The organism is Brenneria sp. L3-3C-1, assembly GCF_016456245.1.
In the GTDB taxonomy this organism is placed as follows: Bacteria; Pseudomonadota; Gammaproteobacteria; order Enterobacterales; family Enterobacteriaceae; genus Brenneria.
Map to the genome: position 1 here is coordinate 232980 of NZ_JAEMHF010000003.1, position 24858 is coordinate 257837.

Sequence of the window (24858 nt, forward strand, 5' to 3'; positions counted from 1 at the left end):
TGCTTTAAACCGCGGAGGCTCCCCCGACGATTTCGGTGAGTTCCTGAGTAATGCTGGCCTGACGAGCTTTGTTGTATACCAACTGCAACTCTTTGATCAGGCTGCCGCCGTTATCGGTCGCGGCTTTCATCGCCACCATTCGCGCGGCCTGCTCACTGGCCAGATTCTCTACGACGCCCTGATAAACCTGGGATTCCACGTAACGACGCAGCAGAGTATCCAGCAGCGACTTGGGATCGGGTTCATACAGGTAATCCCAGGATTTTTTCTTCAACTCACCGTCATCCGAAGGCGGCAACGGCAACAGCTGAACAACCAGCGGTTCCTGAGACATGGTATTGATGAACTTGTTGCTCACGATATACAGCTTGTCCAGGCGACCTTCGTCGTAGGCTTGCAGCATAACCTTCACCGGACCGATCAATTCCGACACGGAAGGGTTATCCCCCATGCCGGTGACCTGAGCAACAATGTTTCCGCCCACCGAACCGAAAAAAGAGACCGCTTTGGAGCCAATCAGCGCTAAATCGGTTTCAACGCCTTTGTCGCTCCAGGATTTCATCTCCGCCAGCAGTTTTTTGAACAGGTTGATGTTCAAACCACCACACAGGCCACGATCGGTAGACACCACCAAATACCCGACACGCTTAACGTCACGCTCTTCCAGGTACGGGTGTTTATATTCCAGATTTCCCAACGCAAGGTGACCAATCACATTGCGTATGGTTTTCGCATAAGGACGGCTGGCCGCCATACGATCCTGCGATTTACGCATTTTGGAAGCGGCGACCATTTCCATCGCTTTGGTGATCTTTTGCGTGTTTTGGACGCTTGCGATCTTACTACGTATCTCTTTTGCGCCGGCCATCTTTAGCTTCTCCTCAATGCCTTGCGGCCTGCTTTACAGCAGGCCACCGGCGTTACCAGGACTGGGTTGCCTTAAAGGTATCGAGGATGCCTTTGAACTTGCCCTCGATCTCATCGTTATAAGCGCCAGTCTGGTCGATTTGTTGCAGAAGTTCGCCATGCTCACGATCGGCATACGCCAGCAGCGACGCCTCAAAGCTGCCGACTTTCGCCAGTTCAACGTCTTCCAGATAACCGCGTTCCGCCGCATACAGAACCAGAGACTGTTGCGCAACCGACATCGGCGCATACTGTTTCTGCTTCAGCAGCTCGGTCACTTTCTGACCGTGGCTCAACTGCTTACGGGTTGCATCGTCAAGATCGGATGCAAACTGGGAAAACGCCGCCAGTTCACGGTACTGCGCCAGCGCGGTACGGATACCGCCGGACAGTTTTTTCATGATCTTGGTCTGAGCGGCGCCACCCACGCGGGATACGGAAATCCCCGGGTTAACCGCGGGACGGATGCCGGCGTTGAACAGGTTGGACTCCAGGAAGATCTGACCGTCGGTAATAGAAATTACGTTGGTCGGAACGAACGCGGAAACGTCGCCCGCCTGGGTTTCAATGATCGGCAGCGCGGTCAGGGAACCGGTTTTTCCTTTTACTTCACCCTTGGTGTAAGCCTCGACGTAGTCGGCGTTGACACGCGCGGCACGTTCCAGCAGACGGGAGTGGAGATAGAAAACATCGCCCGGATAAGCTTCACGACCTGGCGGACGACGAAGCAACAGAGAGATCTGACGATAAGCGACGGCCTGTTTGGACAGGTCATCATAAATAATCAGCGCATCTTCGCCGCGGTCGCGGAAATATTCGCCCATGGCGCATCCGGCGTACGGCGCCAGATATTGCAACGCGGCGGATTCAGACGCGGTAGCCACCACCACAATGGTGTTTTCCAGCGCGCCATGTTCTTCCAGCTTGCGCACCACGTTGGAAATGGTGGACGCTTTCTGCCCGATAGCGACATACACGCACTTGATGCCGGAATCACGCTGGTTGATGATGGCGTCGATAGCCAGCGCCGTTTTACCGGTCTGACGGTCGCCGATAATCAGCTCACGCTGGCCGCGGCCGATAGGGATCATGGCATCGACGGATTTATAGCCCGTCTGAACCGGCTGATCGACGGATTGACGCTCGATAACGCCGGGAGCGATCGCTTCAACCGCAGAGAAACCGTCGTGATCCAGCGGGCCTTTACCGTCAATCGGCGCACCCAGCGTGTTAACCACGCGCCCCAGCAGGCCGCGGCCAACCGGTACTTCAAGAATACGGCCGGTGCATTTGACTTTCATGCCCTCGGCCAGGTCCGCATACGGCCCCATCACCACCGCACCAACGGAGTCGCGCTCCAGGTTCAGTGCAATCGCATAACGGTTGCCCGGCAGGGAAATCATCTCCCCCTGCATCACGTCGGCCAGACCGTGAACGCGGATGATCCCGTCGCTGACGGAAACAATAGTACCTTCATTGTGAGCTTCGCTCACCACATTGAACTGAGCAATGCGCTGCTTGATCAGTTCGCTGATTTCGGTGGAATTCAGTTGCATGCTCCAGTCCCCTTAAGACTGCAAGACGTCTGCCAGACGTTCCAGACGACCGCGAATGCTGCCATCTATCACCATATCGCCTGCGCGTATCACCACGCCGGCCATGACAGACTTATCAATTTTGCAATTCAGCTTCACTTTGCGTGACAGACGTTGTTCCATCGCAGCGGCTATCTTCGATAATTGCTGCTCACTCAACGCACTGGCAGAAACAACCTCGACGTCAACCGTCGATTCCTGCGCTGCCCGCAGTTGAATAAATTGTTCCAGCACTTCGGGAAGCACCGGTAAACGTCCGTTCTCGGCCATCACCTTAATCAGGTTCTGACCGGCTTCATCAAGTTGATCGCCACAAACGGCAATAAACGTTTTAGCCAGTTCAATCGGCGCCATCGCACCGGAAAGCAACTCGCCAATCTGTTCGTTGCGCGTGACTTCAGACGTAAACGCCAACATGTTTTGCCAGCGTTCAACCGCCTGGTTCTCAACCGCAAAGTCAAAAGCTGCTTTGGCGTAGGGGCGAGCTACCGTGACAAATTCAGACATCAGCCCCTCCCTCCTTACAGTTCAGCGACCAGTTTATCAACGATGTCGCTGTTGGCAGCTTCATCCACGGAACGTTCAATAATTTTCTCGGCACCGGCGATAGCCAACATGGCGACTTGCTTACGCAACTCTTCACGCGCGCGTTTACGTTCGGCTTCAATTTCAGCCTGCGCCTGCGCCACAATTTTGTTACGTTCGGCTTCCGCTTCCACTTTCGCTTCATCCAGGATTTGAGCGCGGCGTTTGTTTGCCTGCTCAATGATGACCTGCGCGTCCGCTTTGGCTTTCTTCAGTTGATCTGTCGCATTGGCCTGCGCCAGGTTCAAATCTTTTTTGGCACGTTCGGCAGAAGCCAGACCGTCAGCAATTTCTTTCTGACGTTTCTCAATGGCAGCCATAATCGGCGGCCATACATACTTCATGCAGAACCAGACAAACAGGACGAACGCAATGGCCTGGCCGAGGATTGTTGCGTTAATATTCACAGCACAATGCCTCTTTCAAAGTTAAATAAGTTGATGTTTCAATCCCGGCGGAAAACATTTTCCGCTTAGGCCACCGCAAACATCACATACAGGCCCAGACCAACAGCAATCATCGGGATGGCGTCAACCAGGCCCATTACGATAAAGAACTGTGTACGCAGCAGAGGAATCAGGTCAGGCTGACGCGCAGCACCTTCCAAGAATTTACCACCCAGAATGCCGATACCGATCGCAGCACCGATTGCCGCCAAACCCATCATTAACGCGGCAGCCATGTACAGCAGATCCACACTCAGGTTTTCCATGACAGTCTCCAGTTTATTTCAGTTAAAACGTTATTGTGTTGAAAGAAAATCAATGCTCTTCAGATGCCATCGAGAGATAAACAACCGTCAGAACCATGAAAATAAAAGCCTGAAGCGTAATAATCAAAATGTGGAAAATGGCCCAGGGCACATTCAACAACCATTGCGACCACCACGGCAGCAAGCCGGCAATCAGGATGAAGATCAACTCACCCGCATACATGTTGCCAAACAGTCGCAAACCAAGAGAAACCGGCTTGGACAGCAGGCTGACACCTTCAAGAATCAGGTTGATAGGAATAAATACTGGATGATTGAACGGCTGCATGGTCAGTTCTTTAACGAAACCACCCACCCCTTTCATTTTGATGCTGTAGAACAGAACCAGGGCGAAGACCCCCAGCGCCATTGACAGCGTAATGTTGACATCGGCAGACGGCACCACGCGTAGAGCGGGCAGACCAAGAACATGTTCGCCGATGTAAGGCAGAAAATCGATTGGCAGCAGATCCATCAGGTTCATCAGGAACACCCAGACGAAAATGGTCAGCGCCAGCGGCGCGATCAGCTTGCTTTTGCCATGGAACATATCACGCACGTTGCTATCAACGAAGCCGACAATCAGTTCGACCGCCGTTTGCAATTTACCCGGCACACCGCTGGTCGCATTTTTGGCAACCCGGCGGAAGATCACCAGAAAGAGGATCCCAAGAGCGACAGAGAAAAACATCGAATCGATGTTGATCGACCAGAATCCCGTTCCCACCTGCAAATGCGTCAGGTGATGACCGATATACTCTTGCGGAGTAGAGATTTCTCCAGCAGCCATGATGTCTCTTACCCTTTTGTTGTTAATTACGGTAACGATTAATAACGGCCGGTGCCGCTATCTGCATAACCAGCACCGATAAATAAGTCAGGCCAAGCGGAAAAAAAGCCGCGTTGAATACGCCCAACGCCACCACCAACAATGCAATGGTGATCAATACCTTGAGTGCCTCACCGATGGCAAATGACCAGGCAACGCGTCCATCCGCGGGTTTGTCCGACTGACGACGCAAGGCAAACAGCACAAACAGGACATTCGGCAACCAAACCGCCAGCCCCCCGCCTAACGCGGAAGCTCCGGCTTCAACACTGCGAACAGCGAAAATAACGCTCAACAGGGCAAAAGCAGCAAACTGCAATAACAGCAGCTTCAAAGCCGTTTTTCCGCTGTAAAAGGATACAGGCATGGCGTTTGCTTTCTCCGTCCCTTCCAGAGGTATGCTGAATGACGTATAAAACTGCCTTTATACCGTTGAGTCAAGCAGCAAAAAACGAGCAAATTATACGGGTCATACCTGCGAATTCAATGGATAAGTAGCGAAAAGGTGAACAATTATTTAAATTTCTTTCCGGCGCTTCATTTTGGCTGGCAATCATAATCGCACCTATGCGGTGTAATTAATTTCTAAAGGCCTCTAATATGTGATACGCCTCACACAAACGATTCCTTAACATTTCATAATAGATCACGCTATTTTTTATCTTTGGCCAAGAAAGCTATTTATTCAATTTAAATTCAATAAGTTAAAAAGAAATAACCTAAAAACATCCGATAAACATCATTTCAACTATCTATTGACATTATTGATATTATTTTTTTACTTAACCAAAACAAAAATCCGCGAATTTTTGGCGTCCTGGAGTTATTTTCGCCAGTGACTATTAATCGTGAAAGTATATCCCTCATCCGAAAAATACCGCATATGTGAAATTTTGGTGATCGTTAATCGCCAAACGACCAAACCGCATGTCCGGAATGTGAATAACCGCCGGCGAAATAATTAGTTATAATTTTTTTGATAAAACGCAAAATTAATTTGGTTTAAGTACAATCAGATGGCGCTCGCCTTCCAATTCCGGCACCGATAAGCGGATCGCCTGCTCTAACTCAACGCCTTCAGGAAGCGTCTTCAGTTCATCCTCAGGCAACATGCCTTTCAGCGCATAAAAGCGCCCTGACGGTCTGGCGGGAAGATGATGACACCACATAACCATATCCTGTAGCGAAGCAAATGCCCGGCTGATAATACCGTCAAAGGGCGGTTCGGCAGGAAAGTCCTCAACCCGGCTTTGCACCGGGAAAATGTTTTCAAGCTGTAATTCGTGCTGCACCTGACGCAAAAAGCGAACGCGTTTTCCCAGGCTATCAAGCAAAGTAAAGTGCGCTGACGGACGGACGATCGCCAGCGGGATCCCCGGCAATCCGGGGCCGGTTCCGACATCGATAAAGCGTTGCCCCTGCAAATAAGGCTCGACTACGATACTGTCCATAATATGGCGGATAAGCATCTGCCGGGGCTCGCGAACCGACGTCAGATTATAGGCTTTATTCCACTTATTCAGCATTTCAACATACTGTATTAATAAGTCTTTTTGCCTGTTGGAAATCACAATGCTGGCAGTTTCCAGCAAATTATCAAGAGTGTGGCGCACAATAAGATTCCGGGAGTTATTTACGTTGATTCAGGCGCTGCGGCGCAGCAGGCCCTGCTTTTTCAACCAGACCAGCAAAATGGAGATCGCCGCGGGCGTAATACCGGAAATACGCGAAGCCTGACCGATTGAACCCGGTTTATGATCGTTCAGTTTGGCGATCACCTCATTGGACAAACCGTTAACCTGGCGGTAATCCAGATCGGCTGGCAAAAGCGTATTCTCGTTGCGCAGCTGCTTCTCGATTTCGTCCTGCTGACGGGCAATATAACCTTCGTATTTAACCTGAATTTCAACCTGCTCCGCGGCTTGTTGGTTCGTCAACGCCGGCGCAAATAACGGCAGGGCGGTCAGCAGGGCGTAATCCACCTCAGGACGGCGCAGCAGCTCCTCGCCGTTCGATTCGCGGGAAAGCGGCGTTTTCAACAAGGCATTGACCTGTTCCAACTGCTCCGACTGCGGGTGAACCCGGATATCGCGTAAACGCTGACGCTCTTTTTCTATGCTTTCCAGCTTCTCGTTAAAACAAGCCCAGCGATAATCATCGACCATCCCCAGTTCACGGCCGATTTCCGTCAGGCGTAGATCGGCGTTGTCTTCCCGCAGCATCAGGCGATATTCCGCCCGTGAAGTGAACATCCGGTAGGGTTCTTTGGTGCCCAACGTACAGAGATCGTCAACCAATACGCCCAAATAGGCCTGATCGCGGCGCGGCGCCCAACCTTCCTGATCGAAGGCCAGACGGGCCGCGTTTAAGCCGGCGAGCATCCCCTGCGCGGCGGCTTCTTCATAACCGGTGGTGCCGTTAATCTGGCCGGCAAAGAACAGACCGTGGATGAATTTGTTTTCCAGCGTGGTTTTCAGATCCCGCGGATCGAAGAAATCGTACTCGATGGCATAGCCCGGTCGAACAATACGGGCGTTTTCCATCCCAGTCATCGAACGGACGATCTGCCACTGCACGTCAAACGGCAGGCTGGTTGAAATGCCGTTGGGGTAGATTTCGTTGCTGGTTAACCCTTCCGGTTCCAGAAAGATCTGGTGCGAATTGCGATCGGCAAAGCGCATCACTTTATCTTCAATGGAAGGGCAATAACGCGGTCCGATCCCTTCGATGATCCCGGCATACATCGGGCTGCGATCCAGATTATTGCGGATCACCTCATGGGTTTTTTCGTTGGTATGAGTGATGTAGCACGGCATTTGCGCCGGATGCTGGCTGGCTTGTCCCAGGAATGAAAATACCGGCATGGGATTATCGCCATGCTGCTGAGCCAATACGCTGAAATCAATGGTTCTGGCATCGATACGCGGCGGCGTACCGGTTTTAAGGCGATTAACGCGCAGCGGCAACTCACGCAGACGCCGCGCCAGAGGAATGGAAGGGGGATCGCCAGCACGTCCGCCGCTATAATTATCCAGGCCGATGTGAATTTTTCCGTCAAGGAAAGTACCAACGGTCAACACCACCGCTTTAGCGCGGAATTTTAGCCCCATCTGGGTAACGGCGCCGACCACGCGATCGTTTTCAACGATAAGATCGTCGACTGCCTGTTGGAAGATCGTCAGGTTGGGTTGGTTTTCCAACGCGGTGCGCACCGCCTGCCGATAAAGCACGCGATCCGCCTGTGCCCGGGTTGCCCGCACCGCAGGACCTTTACTGATGTTTAGTATCCTAAACTGAATGCCTGCCTGATCGACGGCGCGAGCCATCAGTCCCCCCATGGCATCGATCTCTTTAACCAGATGGCCTTTTCCAATACCGCCGATCGCCGGGTTACAGGACATTTGTCCCAACGTATCGATATTGTGCGTCAGCAAAAGGGTTTGTCGTCCCATCCGCGCTGAAGCCATCGCGGCTTCCGTGCCGGCATGACCGCCGCCGATCACGATGACGTCAAAAGGATCTGGATAAAACATGGTACTGCTCCTCGCATGGTTGCGAATGAATAATTGCCAACGATCGTTACTTGCCCTGGGGTGGAGGATTCTACTCAACTTTACGCAAACGACCAAGCGCGTTGGATCGTCGTTAATTAAAGAAAGATCTTTTTATTTAAAGATCTCTTTATTAGATCTCTTATTAGGATCGTCAGTTTGTGTGGATAAGTGATTATTCATATTAAGGATCAAGATATTAGTGAAGATCATTAGCTGTGAATGATCGGTGATCCCGCATCGTATAAGCTGGGATCTTAATGCCTGGTTATGCACAGGACAAAAAACAACCAGCGGTTGTTATTGGGATAACTACCGCTTTTACACCGTAATAAAGCCTACTTATCCACATTCAACTGCTGAATATTTCGTCTTATTTGAGTAAATAAGTCCAGGATCCTAACCATTCCTCTGCGGGATCTTCCGGAATTTCGTGCTCGGTGATATCGATCTGTAGAATGTCGCCGATCCTTTTGGCGCCCAGTTGGCTCAATACACGATCCGCGGTGAGGATCGCACCGCAAAAGGTGTCGTACTCTTTACTGCCAATGCCGATCGCGCCAAAACGCACCTGGGAAAGATCGGGTTTACGTTCTTCAAGCTGTTCGAACAACGGTTGCAGGTTTTCCGGCAGTTCGCCGGCGCCGTGGGTTGATGTGACCACCAGCCATAAACCGCTGTTCGGTAACTCATCCAGTTCGGGGCCGTGCAACATCTCGGTGGAGAAGTTTTCCTTTTCCAGCAGTTCGGCTAAATGTTCCGCAACGTATTCCGCGCTGCCCAAGGTACTGCCGCTGATTAGCGTAATGTCTGCCATACACGATCCCACCTGATATAAGACGGAACATTGTACGCTGTGATCAGGCTGGGATCTACCTGTGGATAATAGGGGTATAAGGAAAAGGCGCTAGGGGGCGATCGTCCGCATGATGGGGTTTTGCAGCGAGATCAACGTTTCCGTGGACTGAATTTCATCAATCGTTTGGATCTTGTTGATAAGTACATGTTGCAGGGCGTCGATCGAGCGGCACATGACCTTAATGAAGATGCTGTAATGGCCGGTGGTGTAATACGCTTCCACCACCTCTTCCAGGTTGTTCAGTTTTTCCAATGCGGACGGATAGTCTTTGGCGCTTTTCAAAATGATGCCGATAAAGCAGCAAACGTCATACCCCAGCTGTTTCGGACTCACGTCCAGACGGGTGCCGATGATGATCCCCGCCTGTTTCATTTTTTCCACCCGGACATGGATGGTTCCCGGGCTGACGGCAAATTGCTTCGCCAGTTCGGCGTAGGGGGTGCGGGCATTTCCCATCAACGCGGTAAGGATGCCGCGATCGAGATTATCAATCTGATAAATTTCTGTCACTTTTAGCCCCTTAAATTACCGAATTTTCATTTTATACCGCTATAAAATGATGGATTAAAGTCATAAAGGCAATTTATCCATAAGATTATTGAATACTCGTACCTTTCGTTGCTTAATTGGCAACTAAAGCGATTGATGAGAAAGCGGCAATGAAAAAACAATACATCCAAAAACAACAACAGATCAGTTTCGTTAAATCTTTTTTCTCTGATCAACTGGAACAACTGCTGGGGTTGATTGAAGTTCAGGCGCCGATCCTCAGTCGCATTGGCGATGGTACGCAGGACAACCTCTCCGGTACGGAAAAAGCGGTGCAGGTTAAGGTTAAAGCGTTGCCGGACGCTTGCTTTGAAGTGGTGCATTCGCTGGCGAAATGGAAGCGTAAAACGTTGGGCGCCTACGATTTCAGTAGCGGTGAAGGGATATATACCCATATGAAGGCGCTGCGCCCTGACGAAGATCGCCTTAGCCCGATTCACTCCGTCTATGTGGATCAGTGGGACTGGGAACGCGTAATGGGAGAGGGGGAACGCCATGTCGGCTACCTGAAATCAACGGTGACGCGTATCTATCAGGGGATTAAAGCGACCGAAGCCGCCGTTCATCAGGCTTTTGGCATCAAACCTTTCCTGCCGGAACAGATTCAGTTTGTGCATACTGAAACCTTGTTGGAGCGCTATCCCGATCTGGATGCCAAAGGGCGCGAACGTGCTATCGCCAAAGAGCTGGGCGCGGTGTTTTTGATCGGTATCGGCGGTAAATTATCCAGCGGGCAATCTCATGATGTTCGCGCGCCGGATTATGATGACTGGACGACGCCGGGAGAGCAGGGGTTGGCCGGATTGAATGGCGATATTGTCGTGTGGAACCCGATACTGAATGATGCTTTCGAAATCTCCTCAATGGGAATACGTGTGGATGCGGTTGCGCTGAAACGCCAGCTTTCGCTGACTCAGGATGAAGAGCGGCTGAAACTGGACTGGCACCAGTCGCTGCTAAGTGGCGAAATGCCGCAAACCATCGGCGGCGGTATTGGTCAGTCGCGGTTGGTGATGCTGTTGTTGCAATTGCCGCACATCGGTCAGGTTCAGTGCGGTGTTTGGCCAATGGCGGTTCGTGAATCCGTACCCGGTCTGCTTTAAGCGTCAGCCCTGCTGCCAGCGCCGCATCAGGCGGCTTTTTAACCCGGTGTCGAAGCGCCAGATATGGTCGAAAATACGCATGATGCCTGGTTTGCCATGATCGGACATCGCTACGGCATGAAACCGGTGCTGTAGCTGTTTCTGACGCTGTTTGACTTTACCGATCAGGTCGTCCGGCAGGCGTTGGGCAATAAAATCTGAAATGACCACGGCATCGGCATCATGCCAAAGTTGGTCGTCCATTTTATCCAGCAACGCGGATAAACAGGCGCTCAGATCGGTTCCACCGCGAAAGGCCTGGCTGAGAAAGCGTACGGCCTGTTCGAGTCCGTCAGCGGTGGTCAGTTCATATCTCACGATGCCGGTTGAAAAAAGCATGATGTAACAACGGCGGTTGTCCGCCAGGGCGATACGTAATAGCGCCAGACAGAAAGCCTTGGCGCAGCGTTCGTTGAATCCACCCATTGATCCGGAAGTATCCACGCAGACGATAAACGGCCCGCGCGGCTGCTGCTCATTCTGTTGGTGGATCACCGGCCGCTCGGCGGTTTTTTCACGCCAGTTTTCCCCTTGCAAGCGATAAGTCAGCAGACGATGTTCCAACAGCCGGCGATAGAACTCATATTCCAGCTCGCTTAGGCTCATCGCCGCCAGCTCAGCCGGTAATAACCGCAGGATATCGTCGCTCTGGTGAATCCCGCTGACTTGTTCAGGAACGGTTGCGGGTTCGCGAACCATCACGCGGAACGTTTCTTTCGGCGCATCCTGACTGAGGATGGATTTTGTTTCGCGGCTGCGTCCTAACCGTTCGGCCAGGCGTTGCAGTGCTGGTTGTCGTTGCAGGAAAGCGCCGAAGTCCAGCAGGATTTTTGGGTCGGTGTGAATCCGCTGCCCCGCGCTGAGATCCCACAAGCGCCCCGCCGCATGTTCGTTTTCAGCCAGAATCGGCTCCAGTTTGCCGCTCAGCGTCAGACGCTGCTGTAATTCATCCAGCAGGATCTCGCGCTCCTGTTCCATTACCTGATGGTGCAGGGAAACGGTTTGCAGCGTCAGGCTCAACCGCCAGCGTTGTAGAAACAGGGCGTGTAATCCGCTGCTGATTTTTTGCCCTAACGTGTATTCCGGCTGGTGTATCAGCCGATCGGCCTGCGTCAGAAAGGGCGATTCAACTGTGCTTAGCATGTTCATGATTCGTGGCAGGCGAGTCTGAAACGCCTGATTGTCCACCGCCTGAGCCCGTTGATAGCAGGAGAATTCCGTTTCCAGCTCCGGCGGCGCCGGTGTATTGCGCAGACGCTGTTTTAAGGTGGCCTTCCAGTCGGAAAGGTCGTTGAGCAGCGCTGATTTGAGGTTGGGATATTTTTCAAAGAAAGTCGCCAACTGCGGTGTCGCCAGCAGCGTTACCACCAGATCGTCCAGTAGTTCGTTTTCGTCTATCGACAGCAGTATTTCCAGCGATTCCAAGGTGAGCATCGGCGCTTAATCCTGCTCTGATAGCTGAATCTGTTCGGCAACCCGTTGCAGACTGGCTTCAATTTTTGCCAGCCATTCTGTGGGAACGAACAGACAAGGCTGATGTTGACTGAATAATCGCCGTTGTTCATTTAACTGAATTTTCAGCTTTTCATATTCATCCAGAAGTTCGGCCGGTAGTGCGCCGTCGCGTTTTTCAGGCAGAGAAAGAATGGAAGATTGCAGGCTGATGTCCCGGATGGTCAGGTGGTGGCGATCGTCCACCAGCAGATCCAGACGCTGGGTAAAACCGATGCCGTTCAGTTTTCCCCGTATTTCGCCGCCTTTCTGTAGCCAGTTTTGCAGCGCGTTTTTATCGATAGTCAGATGCGTGACTTCAATGTCGTTAAGGATTAACGGACGTTGCAATACCAGGTTGAGCGAATCCGCCGTTAGCGATTCAGGCAAGGAATAATGGAATTTTCGGCCTAAAAAAGTTGTCTGTTTTTCCACGCAAAGCGCCTGCGACTCGCTCTGTCGTATCTGATATTGTTGGCGCTTCAGGTTGACCTGTTGTAGACGGAACAGCAAATTCTGCTGCTGGTAGGCCTGCTCCGTAACCAGCTGTTCAAGCTGCTGTTCTATCAGTGTTAGTGTGTCTCTGTCGTACCAGAGACAGTCTTTCAGCAGAATGATATCCACCGGGGTGATGCTGTCCCGTCCGCTGAAAAAAGCACAGGCCTGAAGTAAACGCAGGGCTTTTTTCCAGCGCCGGTCGGACACATAAGGAGATTGCTCCAGGGTGTCCAGGCGCTGACGAAGTTGATAGATCAATTCAAAACCGTTTTCCGGCAACGCGACGTGGTCAATATCCTTTTGCCACTGTTGATATTCTTCATCACTGACGCTGACTGAAGGGCTGACCGGGTTGTCGCGTTCGCTGCCGTTATTCGCCAGCAAGGCGCGGAAATTCTGTTTTTCCTGTACCCGATCCAGCCACAGACGAATGAGCATCCGGTCATACAGCGCTTCCAGACTGCCGTCGGCTTCAGGCAACTCATTGGACGCGGTGACCAGAAGACGCATAGGGATGGCGTCCTCGCTATTGCCGTTGCGGAAACGACGTTCGTTAATCGCCGTCAGTAACGTGTTTAAAATGGCGGGGCCGGCTTTCCAGATTTCATCCAGAAAGACAATCTCGGCTTCCGGCAGATAACCCTCGGTTAATCGCTGATAGCGACCTTCATCCTTTAATGCCTGAATAGACAAAGGGCCGAAGACTTCTTCGGGGGTGGAAAAGCGCGTCATCAGGTATTCAAAAGCCTTCGCCTGACGAAAAGCGAATTTAAGACGCCGGGCAATCATGCTTTTGGCAATGCCCGGCGGACCCAGCAGAAAAACGCTCTCTCCACTTAATGCCGCCAGCAAACACAAGCGGATGGCATGTTGTCGTTCATACAGTCCGTGTTCAAGCGCATTACTGAGGCGCGAAATTCTGTCAGCCAACGCGGCGGATTGAAGCATAATTAATCAATCATTCCCATGGTTTCATTTGCAGCAGAAGCGGTATCTTCAAAAGGACGCTTTTCAGCAGAATAATTAGTGTAAAAATAAACGGCAGATCACATATTTTTATTAGTTGATTATTGGCATTTCTGATGCGGTTAATCAATAAACCACCTTTTACAGGATGTTTCATATCCGATATAAAAATGGGCTTTTTCCCTGATTTGTCATACTGTGCGCTTTTGGGCGAATCGCCGGGGAAAACGGCGATTCGCTAACGGATTGATAATAGAAGATAAGTTCTATGAGTTCAGAGCATAAACGTTCGCTTTCGGCCGTTACGCTGGCAGCGATAGGGGTGGTTTACGGGGATATAGGAACCAGCCCGCTGTATACGCTAAGAGAGTGTTTGTCCGGGCAGTTTGGTTTTGGCGTTACGCCTGACTCGGTATTTGGCTTCCTCTCGTTGATCTTTTGGTTATTAATTATTGTGGTCTCGTTTAAATACCTGACCTATGTCATGCGAGCCGACAACGCCGGAGAAGGCGGCATACTTACGCTTATGTCGCTGGCCGGGCGCAATACCTCTGACCGGATGACCTCGGTGTTGGTCATCTTGGGGCTGATTGGCGGCAGTTTCTTTTACGGCGAAGTCGTCATTACGCCAGCCATATCGGTGATGTCGGCGATGGAAGGGATGGAGATCGCCACGCCGTCGATGGATAGCTACATTGTTCCCCTGTCCATCGTTGTTCTGACGTTGCTGTTTATGATCCAAAAACGCGGTACCGGCAGCGTGGGGAAATTATTTGCGCCGGTCATGTTGATCTGGTTTCTTACGCTTGGCGCTCTGGGCGCGCGCAGCATTATTGAAAACCCCCAGGTGTTGCAGGCGCTGAACCCGATGTGGGCGGTGCATTTCTTCGTCGAATACAAAATGGTGTCTTTCTTCGCGCTGGGGGCGGTGGTTCTGGCTATCACCGGTGTGGAGGCGCTGTATGCGGATATGGGACATTTCGGCAAATTTCCTATTCGTCTTGCCTGGTTTACCGTCGTGCTTCCGTCGCTGGCGCTGAATTACTTTGGTCAGGGCGCGTTGCTGCTGAAAAACCCGGAAGCGATTAAAAATCCCTTCTTTCTGCTGGCGCCCCAGTGGGCGCTGATTCCGCTATTGCTATTGGCGACGCTGGCGACGATCATCGCTTCACAGGCGGTGATTTCAGGCGTGTTTTCCCTGACGCGGCAGGCCGTTCGTCTGGGGTATCTGCCGCCGATGCGCATTGTGCATACCTCTGATATGGAGTCCGGGCAGATCTATATCCCGGCGATTAACTGGCTGTTATATATCGCCGTGGTGATAGTCATCGTCAGTTTCGAGCACTCCAGCAACCTGGCCGCGGCATACGGCATCGCGGTGACCGGCACGATGGTATTGACCAGTATTCTGTTTTGCACGGTGGCGATAAAGAACTGGCACTGGCATCGCTATCTGGTGTGGATATTACTCATCGGCCTGCTGTTGATTGATGTTCCGATGTTCCTGGCCAACGTGGTGAAAATCTTGTCCGGCGGCTGGCTGCCGCTGGCATTGGGCGTGGTGATGTTTATTATCATGACCACCTGGAAAAGCGAGCGTTTCCGGCTGTTACGCCGTTTGCATGAACATGGTAATTCACTGGATGCGATGATTGCGTCGCTGGAGAAATCCCCGCCGCTAAGGGTGCCGGGCACGGCGGTTTACCTGTCGCGCGCGACGCATGTTATCCCGTTTGCTTTATTGCACAACCTGAAACATAACAAGATATTGCATGAACGGGTGGTGCTGTTGACCATGCGAACTGAAGATGCGCCTTACGTACTCAATGCCCGCCGGGTGACGGTTGAACAACTCTCGCCGACGTTCTGGCGGGTGATCGCCAACTATGGCTGGCGTGAAACGCCCAATGTGGAAGAGGTGTTTCACCGCTGCTGGCAGGATGGATTAACCTGTCAGATGCTGGAAACCTCGTTTTTTATGTCCAATGAATCGCTGACGATGGGGAAACGTCCCTGGTATCTGCGTATCCGCGGCAAGCTGTTTATGGTGCTCAGCCGTAATGCCCTACGGGCCGCCGATCAGTTTGAAATTCCGCCCAACCGGCTGATTGAACTCGGTATTCAGGTGGAGATTTAATACGCGCAAGGGTCGGTTAGACCGGCTCTTACCAACTGACGGATGCTATCAATCCTCCCGCGGGCCGGTTGGCGAGATTGACCTGCATACCGTGCAATCGGGCGATATTGTTCACAATGGACAGCCCTAAACCGCTGCCGGATTTTTCCTGTCCCGGGGGACGGAAAAAGCGCTCGCCGACCCGCGGCAATATGTCGTTGCTTATGCCCGGCCCGTCGTCGGCGATCTGGATGTTTCGCTCGGTGAGCGTCAGTGTTACCGTTCCGCCCTCACGGCTGTAGCGAATGGCGTTATCAAGCAGATTGCGGATCAGCAGCGTCAGCAGCAACGGGTGTCCCTGCCGGACAACGGGATCGTTTGGTACATTCAGCATCAGTTCAATACCTGCCGCCTGCGCTTTATGATAATGGTCGATAACCATTTGTCGCAGCAGCGTCTGCAACTCAACGGGTTGTTGACCGTCGACGAATGATTCTGAATCCAGTCGGGACAGCGTTAACAACTGATCCACCAGCCGGGCGGCGCGATCGATTCCCTCATCCAGATTATTCAGGGCATGGCGGCGCACCGGCTCGTCGTCATGCGCCAACTGCGCCAATTCAGTCTGTACCTTCAGCGCCGCCAGCGGACTGCGCAACTCATGCGCCGCATCCGCGGTAAATCGACGTTCGCGCACCAGCATGTCGCTGATGCGGGCAAACAGATCGTTCAGTTCACTCACCAAAGGGCGAACTTCCTGGGGAATATTGTGGATATCCAATGGCGTATCATCTTCCGGCGGGCGTTGGCGCAACTGCGTGGTAATACGTTTGAGCGGCGACAATTCACGAGAAATCATCCAGAACATTAAAATCAGCATCGCCGGCAGGGCGAACAGCCAGGGCATGAGGTTGGTCTGTACAATATCCAGCACCATATCCTGGCGGTATTCCCATTCCTGACCGACCACGACGACATAGCGATTATCCGCCGTCGCCAGCCACACCAAGCGCCACCGGTCGTTGTCGTCGCGCAGTCTGCCGTCGGTAAAACCGTTTTGCGAATAGTTGAAGATAAAATCTTTACCGTTCTCACCGTCATTCAGCACCATCTGTCCGCTACGGGTGAAAATGGCAAACGCCAGCGCGTCTTCTTCCTGATTGCCCCGGCGGTCGCGAACCCAACTTTTGGTTTGCGGCAATGATGCGGACGCCGGGTTTATCTCCTCCGGGTTCATGGTGGCGAGCCGCTTGGCGAATAACATCTGCTGGGTATCAAATAATTCATTAATATTATGACGGGTTTGATACCACGACAGGAACCCGGCGCTTCCCCAGCAAATCAGCGTCAGCAGAATAAAGCCGGCAATCAGGCGCAAGCGCAGGCTGAGATGCGTCATTGCGCTTCTCCCAATATATAGCCGACGCCATGTACGGTGCGGATAAAGTTGCTGCCCAGTTTTTTACGCAGGTGGTGAATGTGGACTTCCACGGCGTTGCTCGAAACATCATCGTCCCAGCTATAGAGCTTTTCTTCCAACTGAGAACGCGTCAGCACGCGGGCGGGATTCATCAAAAACAGCTCCAGCAGCGCCAGCTCACGGGATTTAAGCATCAGTGGCTCATTGTTGAACGTAACGGTACGGGAACCCGGTTCCAGCGATACGGCGCCGTGGGTGAGCGTCGGCTGTAATTGACCATGCCGGCGGCGGATTAACGCTTGCAGGCGGGCGGCGACCTCCGCCAGCGCAAAAGGTTTGCACAGATAGTCATCCGCGCCGAGCTGCAAGCCTTCAACCCGTTGTTCCAGCGCATCCCGCGCGGTAAGGATCAATACGGGCTCGTCATGTCCCGCTTGACGCCAGTGACGCAGGATTTCCAGCCCGTCCATTTCCGGCAGACCGAGATCGAGAACCACGGCGTCGTAGGGGGCGGCATCCAACGCGGCTAACCCTTCTTTGCCCTGCGTAAACCAGTCAACATTAAAACCGAGCTTAATCAGCCCGGCTTTCAGGCCATCGCCGATCAAGCGGTCATCTTCTATTAGCAATATTCTCATACCGTCCACCAGGTTGCTTATCGCGATGTTATACGGTTTAACGCACGGCGCTGGCAACCAGAAAACCGTCAAACGCGGAGCGCTTCGCAGTATTTATTAAAGATAAGGAAATCTGACCTATCCTTAAGATCCTGTTAAGAACATTTTGTTTTACTTTGCGCGTAAAACAAATCACGCGCAGTTTTGCTGCGCGGCAAATCGAAAGAAACTAAGGAAACCAAGCTATGAAAAAAACAGCTGCTGTATTCGCTATCGCCGCACTGTGTGCCGCACCGGTTTTCGCCGCACAAACCGGCGGGTTTGTCGATCCTAAAGCGCCTGCCGCTCATAGCCAGAATGCCGCTGGCGGATTTATCGGCCCTCAGGGGAGCGTAACGACGGTTGCGAAAGCCAAAGAGATGAAAGACGACAGTTGGGTTATCCTGCAAGGCACCATCGAACAGCGCATCGGGGGCGAAGACTATCTGTTCCGCGACGAGTCAGGCACCATCACGGTTGAAATCGATGATAAATACTGGAACGGGCAGACCATTACCCCTCAGGATAAGGTTGAACTGCAAGGGGAACTGGATAAAGGGTTCAGTTCGGCCGAGTTGGATGTCAAACAGGTGAGAAAAATCCAGTAGTAACATCATACTATTAGCCGATGGGCGGATAATACGCCGCCCTTTTGTCCAACATTGATTAATCCAGCTAATGGGTGGATACAAGACGAATACGTTTTTTCAAATCCACTTTTTGTCTTCGCGCCATCTTTTCAGCGTTCATCAACAGCTCTCTTCCCAAAGCGCCCGTTTTTTCCCGCGCGCGAGCGAAACGTTTCGATAACGATCACATTTTCGTTACGTCCTCTTTGCCTTTCTAACTTATCTTTTTCTAATATGACCATCAGCGAAACGTTTCGCTGATGGGATAAAAAGATGAAAAAAGCGGTATTACTGAACTCTGAGGTTTCTGCTGTTATTTCCCGTTTGGGGCATACCGACCAGGTAGTGATTTGTGATGCAGGGTTGCCTATTCCTGACACCACGACCCGAATCGATCTGGCATTAACGCATAACGTTCCAGGATTTTTGCAGGTTGTGGATGCGGTAATCAGTGAGATGCAGGTAGAGGCCGCCATTCTGGCGGAAGAGATCGTCGAAAAAAATCCAACACTCCATGACGCATTACTTGATCAATTAAAACAACTTGAGCGACACCAGGGAAACTCAATTGAATTGCATTATATCAGCCATGAAGTTTTTAAAACCCAAAGCGGGAAAAGCCGGGCCATCATTCGCAGTGGAGAATGTTCCCCGTATGCCAATGTCATCCTTTGTGCTGGCGTAACGTTCTGAGGCATCAATGCAACCTTTACTGCAACTGCAAGGAATTAATAAGGCTTTCCCCGGCGTTAAGGCGCTTTCCGGCGCTGCATTAAATGTTTACCCGGGAAGAGTGATGGCGCTGGTGGGCGAGAATGGCGCCGGTAAATCCACCATGATGAAAGTGCTGACCGGTATCTACGACAAAGATTCCGGCAGCGTGCATTTCCTGGGAAAAGAAGTGGAGTTTAACGGCCCTAAAGCCTCACAGGAGGCGGGGATTGGCATTATTCATCAGGAACTTAACCTTATCCCCCAACTCACCATCGCCGAGAATATTTTCCTGGGACGGGAATTCACCAATCGCTTTGGCCGCATTGACTGGAAGAAGATGTACACGGAGGCCGACAAACTGCTGAAGCGCCTGAATCTGCGCTATGACAGTCGCCGCATGGTGGGCGAATTGTCGATTGGCGATCAGCAGATGGTGGAGATTGCCAAAGTTCTGAGCTTTGAATCGAAAGTCATCATTATGGATGAGCCCACCGATGCGCTGACGGACACGGAAACCGCGTCGCTATTCAGCGTGATCAAAGAACTGCGGGCCCAGGGGCGCGGCATTGTTTACATTTCTCACCGTCTGAAAGAAATTTTTGAAATATGCGACGACGTCACCGTGTTCCGTGACGGCCAGTTCATCGGCGAACGCTCGGTCAGCGAGTTGCAGGAAGATCGGCTTATTGAAATGATGGTGGGCCGTAAGCTTGAAGAGCAGTATCCGCGACTGAATCAAACGCCGGGAGACGTCCGTCTGCTGGTGAAAAATCTTTCCGGGCCGGGGGTCGACGCCGTTAGCTTTATCGTTCGCAAAGGGGAAATTCTTGGTGTGGCGGGGTTAATGGGGGCCGGCCGTACCGAGTTGATGAAGATCCTTTACGGCGCCCTGCCGCGCACCAATGGCTATGTGGCGCTGGATGGCCGTGAAGTGGTGACCCGCAGACCGCAGGATGGTTTGGCGAACGGCATTGTCTATATATCTGAAGATCGAAAACGTGATGGGCTGGTGCTCGGCATGTCGGTCAAAGAGAACATGTCATTAACCGCGCTGCGTTACTTCAGCCGTCGCGGCGGGCAACTCAGGCACCCTGAAGAGCAGTTGGCCGTCGGCGATTTTATCCGCCTGTTTAATATCAAGACGCCGTCAATGGAACAGCCTGTCGGGTTGTTATCCGGCGGAAACCAGCAAAAAGTGGCGATCGCCCGTGGGTTAATGACTCGCCCGAATGTACTGATCCTTGATGAGCCTACCCGCGGCGTCGACGTGGGGGCGAAGAAAGAAATTTACCAGTTAATCAATCAGTTCAAACAAGAAGGGCTGAGCATCATCCTGGTGTCGTCCGAAATGCCCGAAGTTTTAGGAATGAGCGATCGCATTATTGTGATGCATGAAGGCCGTTTGAGCGGTGATTTTCCGATTGAACAAGCCACCCAGGAAGCGCTGATGGCAGCGGCCGTTGGTAAGCAATACGGCGTAAAGCAGGAGTAAGTCAGACATGAGTTCCCAATCTATCACGGCAAAACGCTGGTTCAGCAAAGAATGGCTATTGGAGCAGAAATCGCTGATCGCCCTGCTGATCCTTATTGCGGTTGTTTCCGCCATGAGTCCGAATTTTTTCACCCTCAACAACCTGTTCAATATTCTCCAGCAAACGTCGGTGAATGCCATTATGGCGGTGGGAATGACGCTGGTCATTCTCACTTCCGGCATCGATCTTTCCGTGGGTTCTTTGCTGGCGCTGACCGGCGCGGTTGCCGCCTCGATTGTCGGTCTTGAGGTTAATGCGCTGCTGGCGGTTTTCGGGGCATTGGCATTAGGCGCGATTATTGGCGCGGGGACGGGTGTTATTGTTTCCAAAGGCAGGGTTCAGGCGTTTATCGCCACGTTGGTGATGATGCTGTTGTTGCGCGGCGTGACCATGGTTTATACCAATGGCAGTCCAATCAACACCGGTTTTTCCGATGTAGCGGACACCTTTGGCTGGTTCGGCATCGGCCGTCCCTTGGGTATTCCCACGCCGATCTGGATTATGGCCATCGTATTTGCGGCGGCCTGGTACATGCTTCATCACACCCGGTTAGGCCGTTATATCTATGCGCTGGGCGGGAATGAAGCCGCCACCCGACTGTCCGGCATCAGCGTTGATAAAATTAAAATCATCGTCTATTCCCTGTGCGGCCTGTTATCCGCACTGGCGGGAATCATCGAAGTAGCGCGTTTATCGTCGGCTCAGCCTACCGCTGGAACAGGCTATGAGCTTGATGCCATCGCGGCCGTGGTGCTGGGGGGCACGAGTCTGGCCGGCGGCAAAGGGCGTATTGTCGGCACATTGATAGGCGCGCTGATCCTGGGGTTCCTTAACAATGGATTGAATTTGTTAGGTGTTTCTTCTTACTACCAGATGATCGTCAAAGCAGTCGTCATTTTGCTGGCGGTTTTGGTAGATAACAAAAGCAGTAAATAACCTTTATTCACACAGGAATTGAGCTATGAATATGAAAAAACTGGCTACTCTGGTTTCTGCTGTTGCGTTGAGCGCGACTGTCAGCGCCAATGCATTAGCAAAAGATACGATTGCTCTGGTGGTATCAACATTGAATAACCCGTTCTTTGTGTCGATGAAAGAAGGGGCGCAGAAGGAAGCTGACAAACTGGGCTATAACCTGGTGGTGCTGGATTCTCAGAATAACCCGGCTAAAGAGCTGGCTAACGTTCAGGACCTGACGGTTCGCGGCACGAAAGTGTTGCTAATTAACCCGACCGACTCCGATGCGGTCGGTAACGCTATCAAGCTGGCTAATCAGGCGAAAATTCCGGTGATCACGCTCGATCGCGTAGCCAGCAGCGGTGAGGTTATCAGCCATGTGGCTTCTGACAACGCCTTTGGCGGTAAAGTCGCCGGCGATTTTATTGCCAAACAAGCGGGTGAAGGCGCCAAAATCATTCAATTGGAAGGCATCGCCGGAACGTCAGCGGCGCGTGAGCGCGGCGCGGGATTTATGAAATCGGCTGAAAAGAACAAATTCGCGATCCTGGCTAGTCAACCCGCCGACTTCGATCGAACCAAAGGCTTGAACGTTATGCAGAACCTGTTGACCGCGCATCCCGATGTGCAGGCCGTATTTGCTCAGAATGACGAAATGGCGCTCGGCGCGTTGCGTGCGCTGCAAACCGCAGGTAAAAACGATGTGCTGGTGGTGGGATTTGACGGTACGGAGGATGGCGTGAAGGCGGTTGAGTCAGGCAAACTGGCGGCAACGGTCGCGCAACGTCCCGATCAGATCGGCGTCATCGGTGTTGAAACTGCGGATAAGGCGCTGAAAGGCGAGAAAATACAGGCCATTATTCCAGTTGATCTGAAACTGGTGACTAAACAATAAAAAGATAAAGAAAAGCAGGGCGAGCGCCACCGTATCAACGGTGGCGCATAATAAACATGTCGGAATTCAGCATAATGAAAACGGGTAAGCTGGTGGTGCTGGGCAGTATTAATGCTGACCATATTCTCAATCTGGAGCAGTTTCCCCGCCCGGGTGAAACGGTGATCGGTAAGCAATATCGAATCGCTTTCGGCGGCAAAGGCGCCAATCAGGCGGTAGCGGCCGGCCGAAGTGGAGCGGATATCTCGTTTATTGCTTGTGTCGGCGATGATGATATCGGGGCGCGGATTCGCCAGCAGTTGTCCGATGACAGAATTGACGTTTCGGCGGTTGAGGCTGTCGCTAACGAAACAACCGGCGTGGCCTTAATCTTTGTAAACGGCGAGGCGGAGAATATCATCGCGATTAATGCCGGCGCCAATGCTGCGGTTACGCCTGACTATCTGAACCGTCACCAGCAGCAGATAATTGATGCCGACGCCTTGCTTATGCAGTTGGAATCGCCGCTGGAAACCGTTCTTGCTTCAGCCAGGCTGGCGCATGAGAATCACACCCGCGTTATCCTTAACCCCGCGCCAGCCTGTGAACTGCCCGATGAATTGTTGTCGTTGATCGATATCATCACGCCGAATGAAACGGAAGCCCAGCGCCTGACGGGGATCGCCGTCAACACAGAAGACGACGCTGCCCGCGCCGCTCGGGTATTGCACCAAAAGGGCATCGCGACCGTGTTGATCACGTTAGGCAGCCGGGGCGTCTGGTTGAGTGAAAATGGTCAGGGGCAACGTATCCCCGGCTATCGGGTTCAGGCTGTGGACACCATTGCCGCCGGGGACACGTTCAACGGCGCGCTGGTAACGGCGCTGTTGGAGAATCAGTCGATGTTGTCTGCCGTAAAGTTCGCTCATGCCGCCGCCGCGATTGCCGTCACCCGCCCGGGCGCTCAGCCTTCCGTTCCGTGGCGTGAAGAGATAGATGCTTTCTTGCAATCCCAGAGGTGAACTTTGACGACCATGAAAGACGTCGCCCGTTTGGCGGGCGTTTCCACCTCTACGGTTTCTCACGTTATCAACAATAACCGCTTTGTCAGCGAGATTATCCGCGCCAGAGTGATGGCTGCCGTTGAACAACTGAATTACGCGCCTTCAGCGCTGGCCAGAAGTCTTAAAATAAATCAGACACAAACCATAGGCATGCTACTGACCGTCAGCAATAACCCTTTTTATGCCGAAGTGGTGCGTGGCGTTGAACGGTGTTGCTATGAGCGGGGCTACAGCCTGATTTTGTGCAACACCGAAGGCGATCCCGACCGAATGAGCCGCAGTCTGGAAACATTGCTGCAAAAACGCGTCGACGGCGTACTGCTGCTGTGTACGCAGAACCACCGTCCTTTGCCTGATATGGTCAGTCGCTATCCTTCTATACCGATGGTGATGATGGATTGGGCGCCGTTTGATGGGCATGTTGACGTTATTAAGGATAATTCTCTGCTGGGCGGCGAGATGGCGACCAATTACCTTATTTCCCGCGGTTACCGGAAAATCGCCTGTATTGCCGGTCCAAAAGATAAGGCGACCGCCTATAACCGGCTGGAAGGATATCGTCAGGCGATGCAACGCGCAGGATTGGCGATTCCGGCTGACTATGAGATTTTTGGCGATTTTGAATTTGAAACAGGTTATCGGGCGATGCAGCAACTGTTATCGCTGAACGATAGGCCGGATGCCGTTTTTGCGGGTAATGACGCCATGGCCGTTGGTGTTTACCATGCGCTGTATCAGGCTGGATTGGTGATCCCCCGGGATATGGCGGTGATTGGCTATGATGATATTGAGCTGGCCCGCTATATGTCTCCCCCGCTGACGACAATTCATCAGCCGAAAGACGAACTTGGCGAATTAGCCGTCGATACGTTACTTCATCGTCTGGAACACCCCGATACAGAACCGAATATTCTGGTGCTGACGCCAGAGTTAATGGTGCGAAAGTCTGTTGGATAACGTGTTTTGCCGAAGAACGCGAGAAAATGGCGCTGAAAAAAAGCGCATAGTGTCGCCTTTTCCCGCGCATTGCCGAAAAAAAACGCACTCGGTCGCTTTTTTGCATTTAGCGCTTGTAAGCCGCGGGGAAGTGCCTATAATGCGCCTCCACTGACACGGCAACGGCGGTTACGCGGTTGGGGTGACGGTAAGGAGTCAGGCAATAATCACTTGACTT

Annotated in this window: 24 protein-coding genes; 9 read left to right on the plus strand and 15 right to left on the minus strand. The window is 52.2% G+C overall.

Translation table 11 applies throughout. The features are described 5' to 3' along the window. Positions 1-4: 4 nt before the first annotated feature. The 11 genes from atpG to asnC form a co-directional block, all read right to left on the minus strand. Entirely contained in the window at positions 5-868 is an 864-nt protein-coding gene (gene atpG, locus JG725_RS10400; RefSeq protein ID WP_172290631.1) for a F0F1 ATP synthase subunit gamma, read from the minus strand. Between the two features lie 52 nt (positions 869-920). Next, the gene (atpA, locus tag JG725_RS10405) at positions 921-2462 is read right to left on the minus strand and encodes a F0F1 ATP synthase subunit alpha (protein WP_172290632.1); all 1542 of its coding nucleotides are present in this window, start codon (positions 2460-2462) and stop codon (positions 921-923) included. A gap of 12 nt (positions 2463-2474) precedes the next feature. Next, positions 2475-3008 carry a F0F1 ATP synthase subunit delta gene (gene atpH / locus JG725_RS10410; protein WP_172290633.1) on the minus strand — a complete coding sequence of 178 codons (534 nt, stop codon included), beginning with the start codon at positions 3006-3008 and terminating at the stop codon, positions 2475-2477. A 14-nt stretch (positions 3009-3022) separates the two neighbouring features. Beyond that, positions 3023-3493, minus strand: coding sequence for a F0F1 ATP synthase subunit B (gene atpF / locus JG725_RS10415; RefSeq protein WP_109491494.1), 471 nt, complete (start codon positions 3491-3493; stop codon positions 3023-3025). A gap of 65 nt (positions 3494-3558) precedes the next feature. Next, positions 3559-3798 carry a F0F1 ATP synthase subunit C gene (gene atpE, locus JG725_RS10420; protein ID WP_005976545.1) on the minus strand — a complete coding sequence of 80 codons (240 nt, stop codon included), beginning with the start codon at positions 3796-3798 and terminating at the stop codon, positions 3559-3561. 49 nt (positions 3799-3847) lie between these two features. Then, positions 3848-4627, minus strand: coding sequence for a F0F1 ATP synthase subunit A (gene atpB, locus JG725_RS10425; protein WP_172290634.1), 780 nt, complete (start codon positions 4625-4627; stop codon positions 3848-3850). A gap of 22 nt (positions 4628-4649) precedes the next feature. Then, entirely contained in the window at positions 4650-5033 is a 384-nt protein-coding gene (gene atpI / locus JG725_RS10430; protein ID WP_172290635.1) for a F0F1 ATP synthase subunit I, read from the minus strand. A gap of 625 nt (positions 5034-5658) precedes the next feature. Beyond that, positions 5659-6279: a 16S rRNA (guanine(527)-N(7))-methyltransferase RsmG gene (gene rsmG, locus JG725_RS10435; protein WP_199377888.1), complete on the minus strand. Its 621-nt coding sequence runs from the start codon at positions 6277-6279 to the stop codon at positions 5659-5661. Between the two features lie 30 nt (positions 6280-6309). Next, positions 6310-8199, minus strand: coding sequence for a tRNA uridine-5-carboxymethylaminomethyl(34) synthesis enzyme MnmG (mnmG, locus tag JG725_RS10440; RefSeq protein ID WP_172290637.1), 1890 nt, complete (start codon positions 8197-8199; stop codon positions 6310-6312). Between the two features lie 391 nt (positions 8200-8590). Further along, positions 8591-9034 carry an FMN-binding protein MioC gene (gene mioC / locus JG725_RS10445; RefSeq protein WP_172290638.1) on the minus strand — a complete coding sequence of 148 codons (444 nt, stop codon included), beginning with the start codon at positions 9032-9034 and terminating at the stop codon, positions 8591-8593. A 90-nt stretch (positions 9035-9124) separates the two neighbouring features. Further along, complete coding sequence (asnC, locus tag JG725_RS10450; RefSeq protein ID WP_172290639.1) at positions 9125-9586, minus strand: transcriptional regulator AsnC; 462 nt, start codon at positions 9584-9586, stop codon at positions 9125-9127. A 149-nt stretch (positions 9587-9735) separates the two neighbouring features. Here asnC and asnA point away from each other — a divergent pair, with 149 nt between their 5' ends. Then, positions 9736-10728 carry an aspartate--ammonia ligase gene (asnA, locus tag JG725_RS10455; RefSeq protein WP_172290640.1) on the plus strand — a complete coding sequence of 331 codons (993 nt, stop codon included), beginning with the start codon at positions 9736-9738 and terminating at the stop codon, positions 10726-10728. Between the two features lie 3 nt (positions 10729-10731). Here asnA and viaA read toward each other — a convergent pair whose 3' ends face one another. Both viaA and ravA read right to left on the minus strand, forming a co-directional pair. Continuing rightward, positions 10732-12201: an ATPase RavA stimulator ViaA gene (gene viaA / locus JG725_RS10460; protein ID WP_172290641.1), complete on the minus strand. Its 1470-nt coding sequence runs from the start codon at positions 12199-12201 to the stop codon at positions 10732-10734. 6 nt (positions 12202-12207) lie between these two features. Further along, complete coding sequence (gene ravA, locus JG725_RS10465) at positions 12208-13704, minus strand: ATPase RavA (protein ID WP_172290642.1); 1497 nt, start codon at positions 13702-13704, stop codon at positions 12208-12210. Between the two features lie 286 nt (positions 13705-13990). On the opposite strand from ravA, the gene kup reads away from it, so the two are divergent. Continuing rightward, the gene (gene kup / locus JG725_RS10470) at positions 13991-15859 is read left to right on the plus strand and encodes a low affinity potassium transporter Kup (protein WP_199377890.1); all 1869 of its coding nucleotides are present in this window, start codon (positions 13991-13993) and stop codon (positions 15857-15859) included. 28 nt (positions 15860-15887) lie between these two features. On the opposite strand, the gene qseC is transcribed toward kup, so the two are convergent. Both qseC and qseB read right to left on the minus strand, forming a co-directional pair. Beyond that, positions 15888-17237 carry a quorum sensing histidine kinase QseC gene (gene qseC, locus JG725_RS10475; protein WP_199377892.1) on the minus strand — a complete coding sequence of 450 codons (1350 nt, stop codon included), beginning with the start codon at positions 17235-17237 and terminating at the stop codon, positions 15888-15890. Next, the gene (gene qseB / locus JG725_RS10480; RefSeq protein WP_199377894.1) at positions 17234-17896 is read right to left on the minus strand and encodes a quorum sensing response regulator transcription factor QseB; all 663 of its coding nucleotides are present in this window, start codon (positions 17894-17896) and stop codon (positions 17234-17236) included. The genes qseC and qseB overlap by 4 nt, the downstream gene beginning before the upstream one ends. A gap of 224 nt (positions 17897-18120) precedes the next feature. Here qseB and JG725_RS10485 point away from each other — a divergent pair, with 224 nt between their 5' ends. From JG725_RS10485 to rbsR, 7 genes are all read left to right on the plus strand, one after another. Continuing rightward, entirely contained in the window at positions 18121-18522 is a 402-nt protein-coding gene (locus tag JG725_RS10485; RefSeq protein WP_172290646.1) for a YgiW/YdeI family stress tolerance OB fold protein, read from the plus strand. Positions 18523-18816: 294 nt separating this feature from the next. Further along, complete coding sequence (gene rbsD / locus JG725_RS10490; protein WP_199377896.1) at positions 18817-19236, plus strand: D-ribose pyranase; 420 nt, start codon at positions 18817-18819, stop codon at positions 19234-19236. A 7-nt stretch (positions 19237-19243) separates the two neighbouring features. Beyond that, positions 19244-20749: a ribose ABC transporter ATP-binding protein RbsA gene (gene rbsA, locus JG725_RS10495; protein WP_199377898.1), complete on the plus strand. Its 1506-nt coding sequence runs from the start codon at positions 19244-19246 to the stop codon at positions 20747-20749. A 7-nt stretch (positions 20750-20756) separates the two neighbouring features. Further along, positions 20757-21725 carry a ribose ABC transporter permease gene (rbsC, locus tag JG725_RS10500; protein WP_172290649.1) on the plus strand — a complete coding sequence of 323 codons (969 nt, stop codon included), beginning with the start codon at positions 20757-20759 and terminating at the stop codon, positions 21723-21725. A 25-nt stretch (positions 21726-21750) separates the two neighbouring features. Beyond that, positions 21751-22641 carry a ribose ABC transporter substrate-binding protein RbsB gene (gene rbsB / locus JG725_RS10505; protein WP_172290650.1) on the plus strand — a complete coding sequence of 297 codons (891 nt, stop codon included), beginning with the start codon at positions 21751-21753 and terminating at the stop codon, positions 22639-22641. Between the two features lie 74 nt (positions 22642-22715). Then, complete coding sequence (gene rbsK, locus JG725_RS10510) at positions 22716-23642, plus strand: ribokinase (protein ID WP_199377901.1); 927 nt, start codon at positions 22716-22718, stop codon at positions 23640-23642. 3 nt (positions 23643-23645) lie between these two features. Next, a complete protein-coding gene (gene rbsR, locus JG725_RS10515) occupies positions 23646-24641 on the plus strand; it encodes a ribose operon transcriptional repressor RbsR (RefSeq protein ID WP_172290652.1) in 996 nt (331 codons plus the stop codon). Positions 24642-24858: the final 217 nt, after the last annotated feature.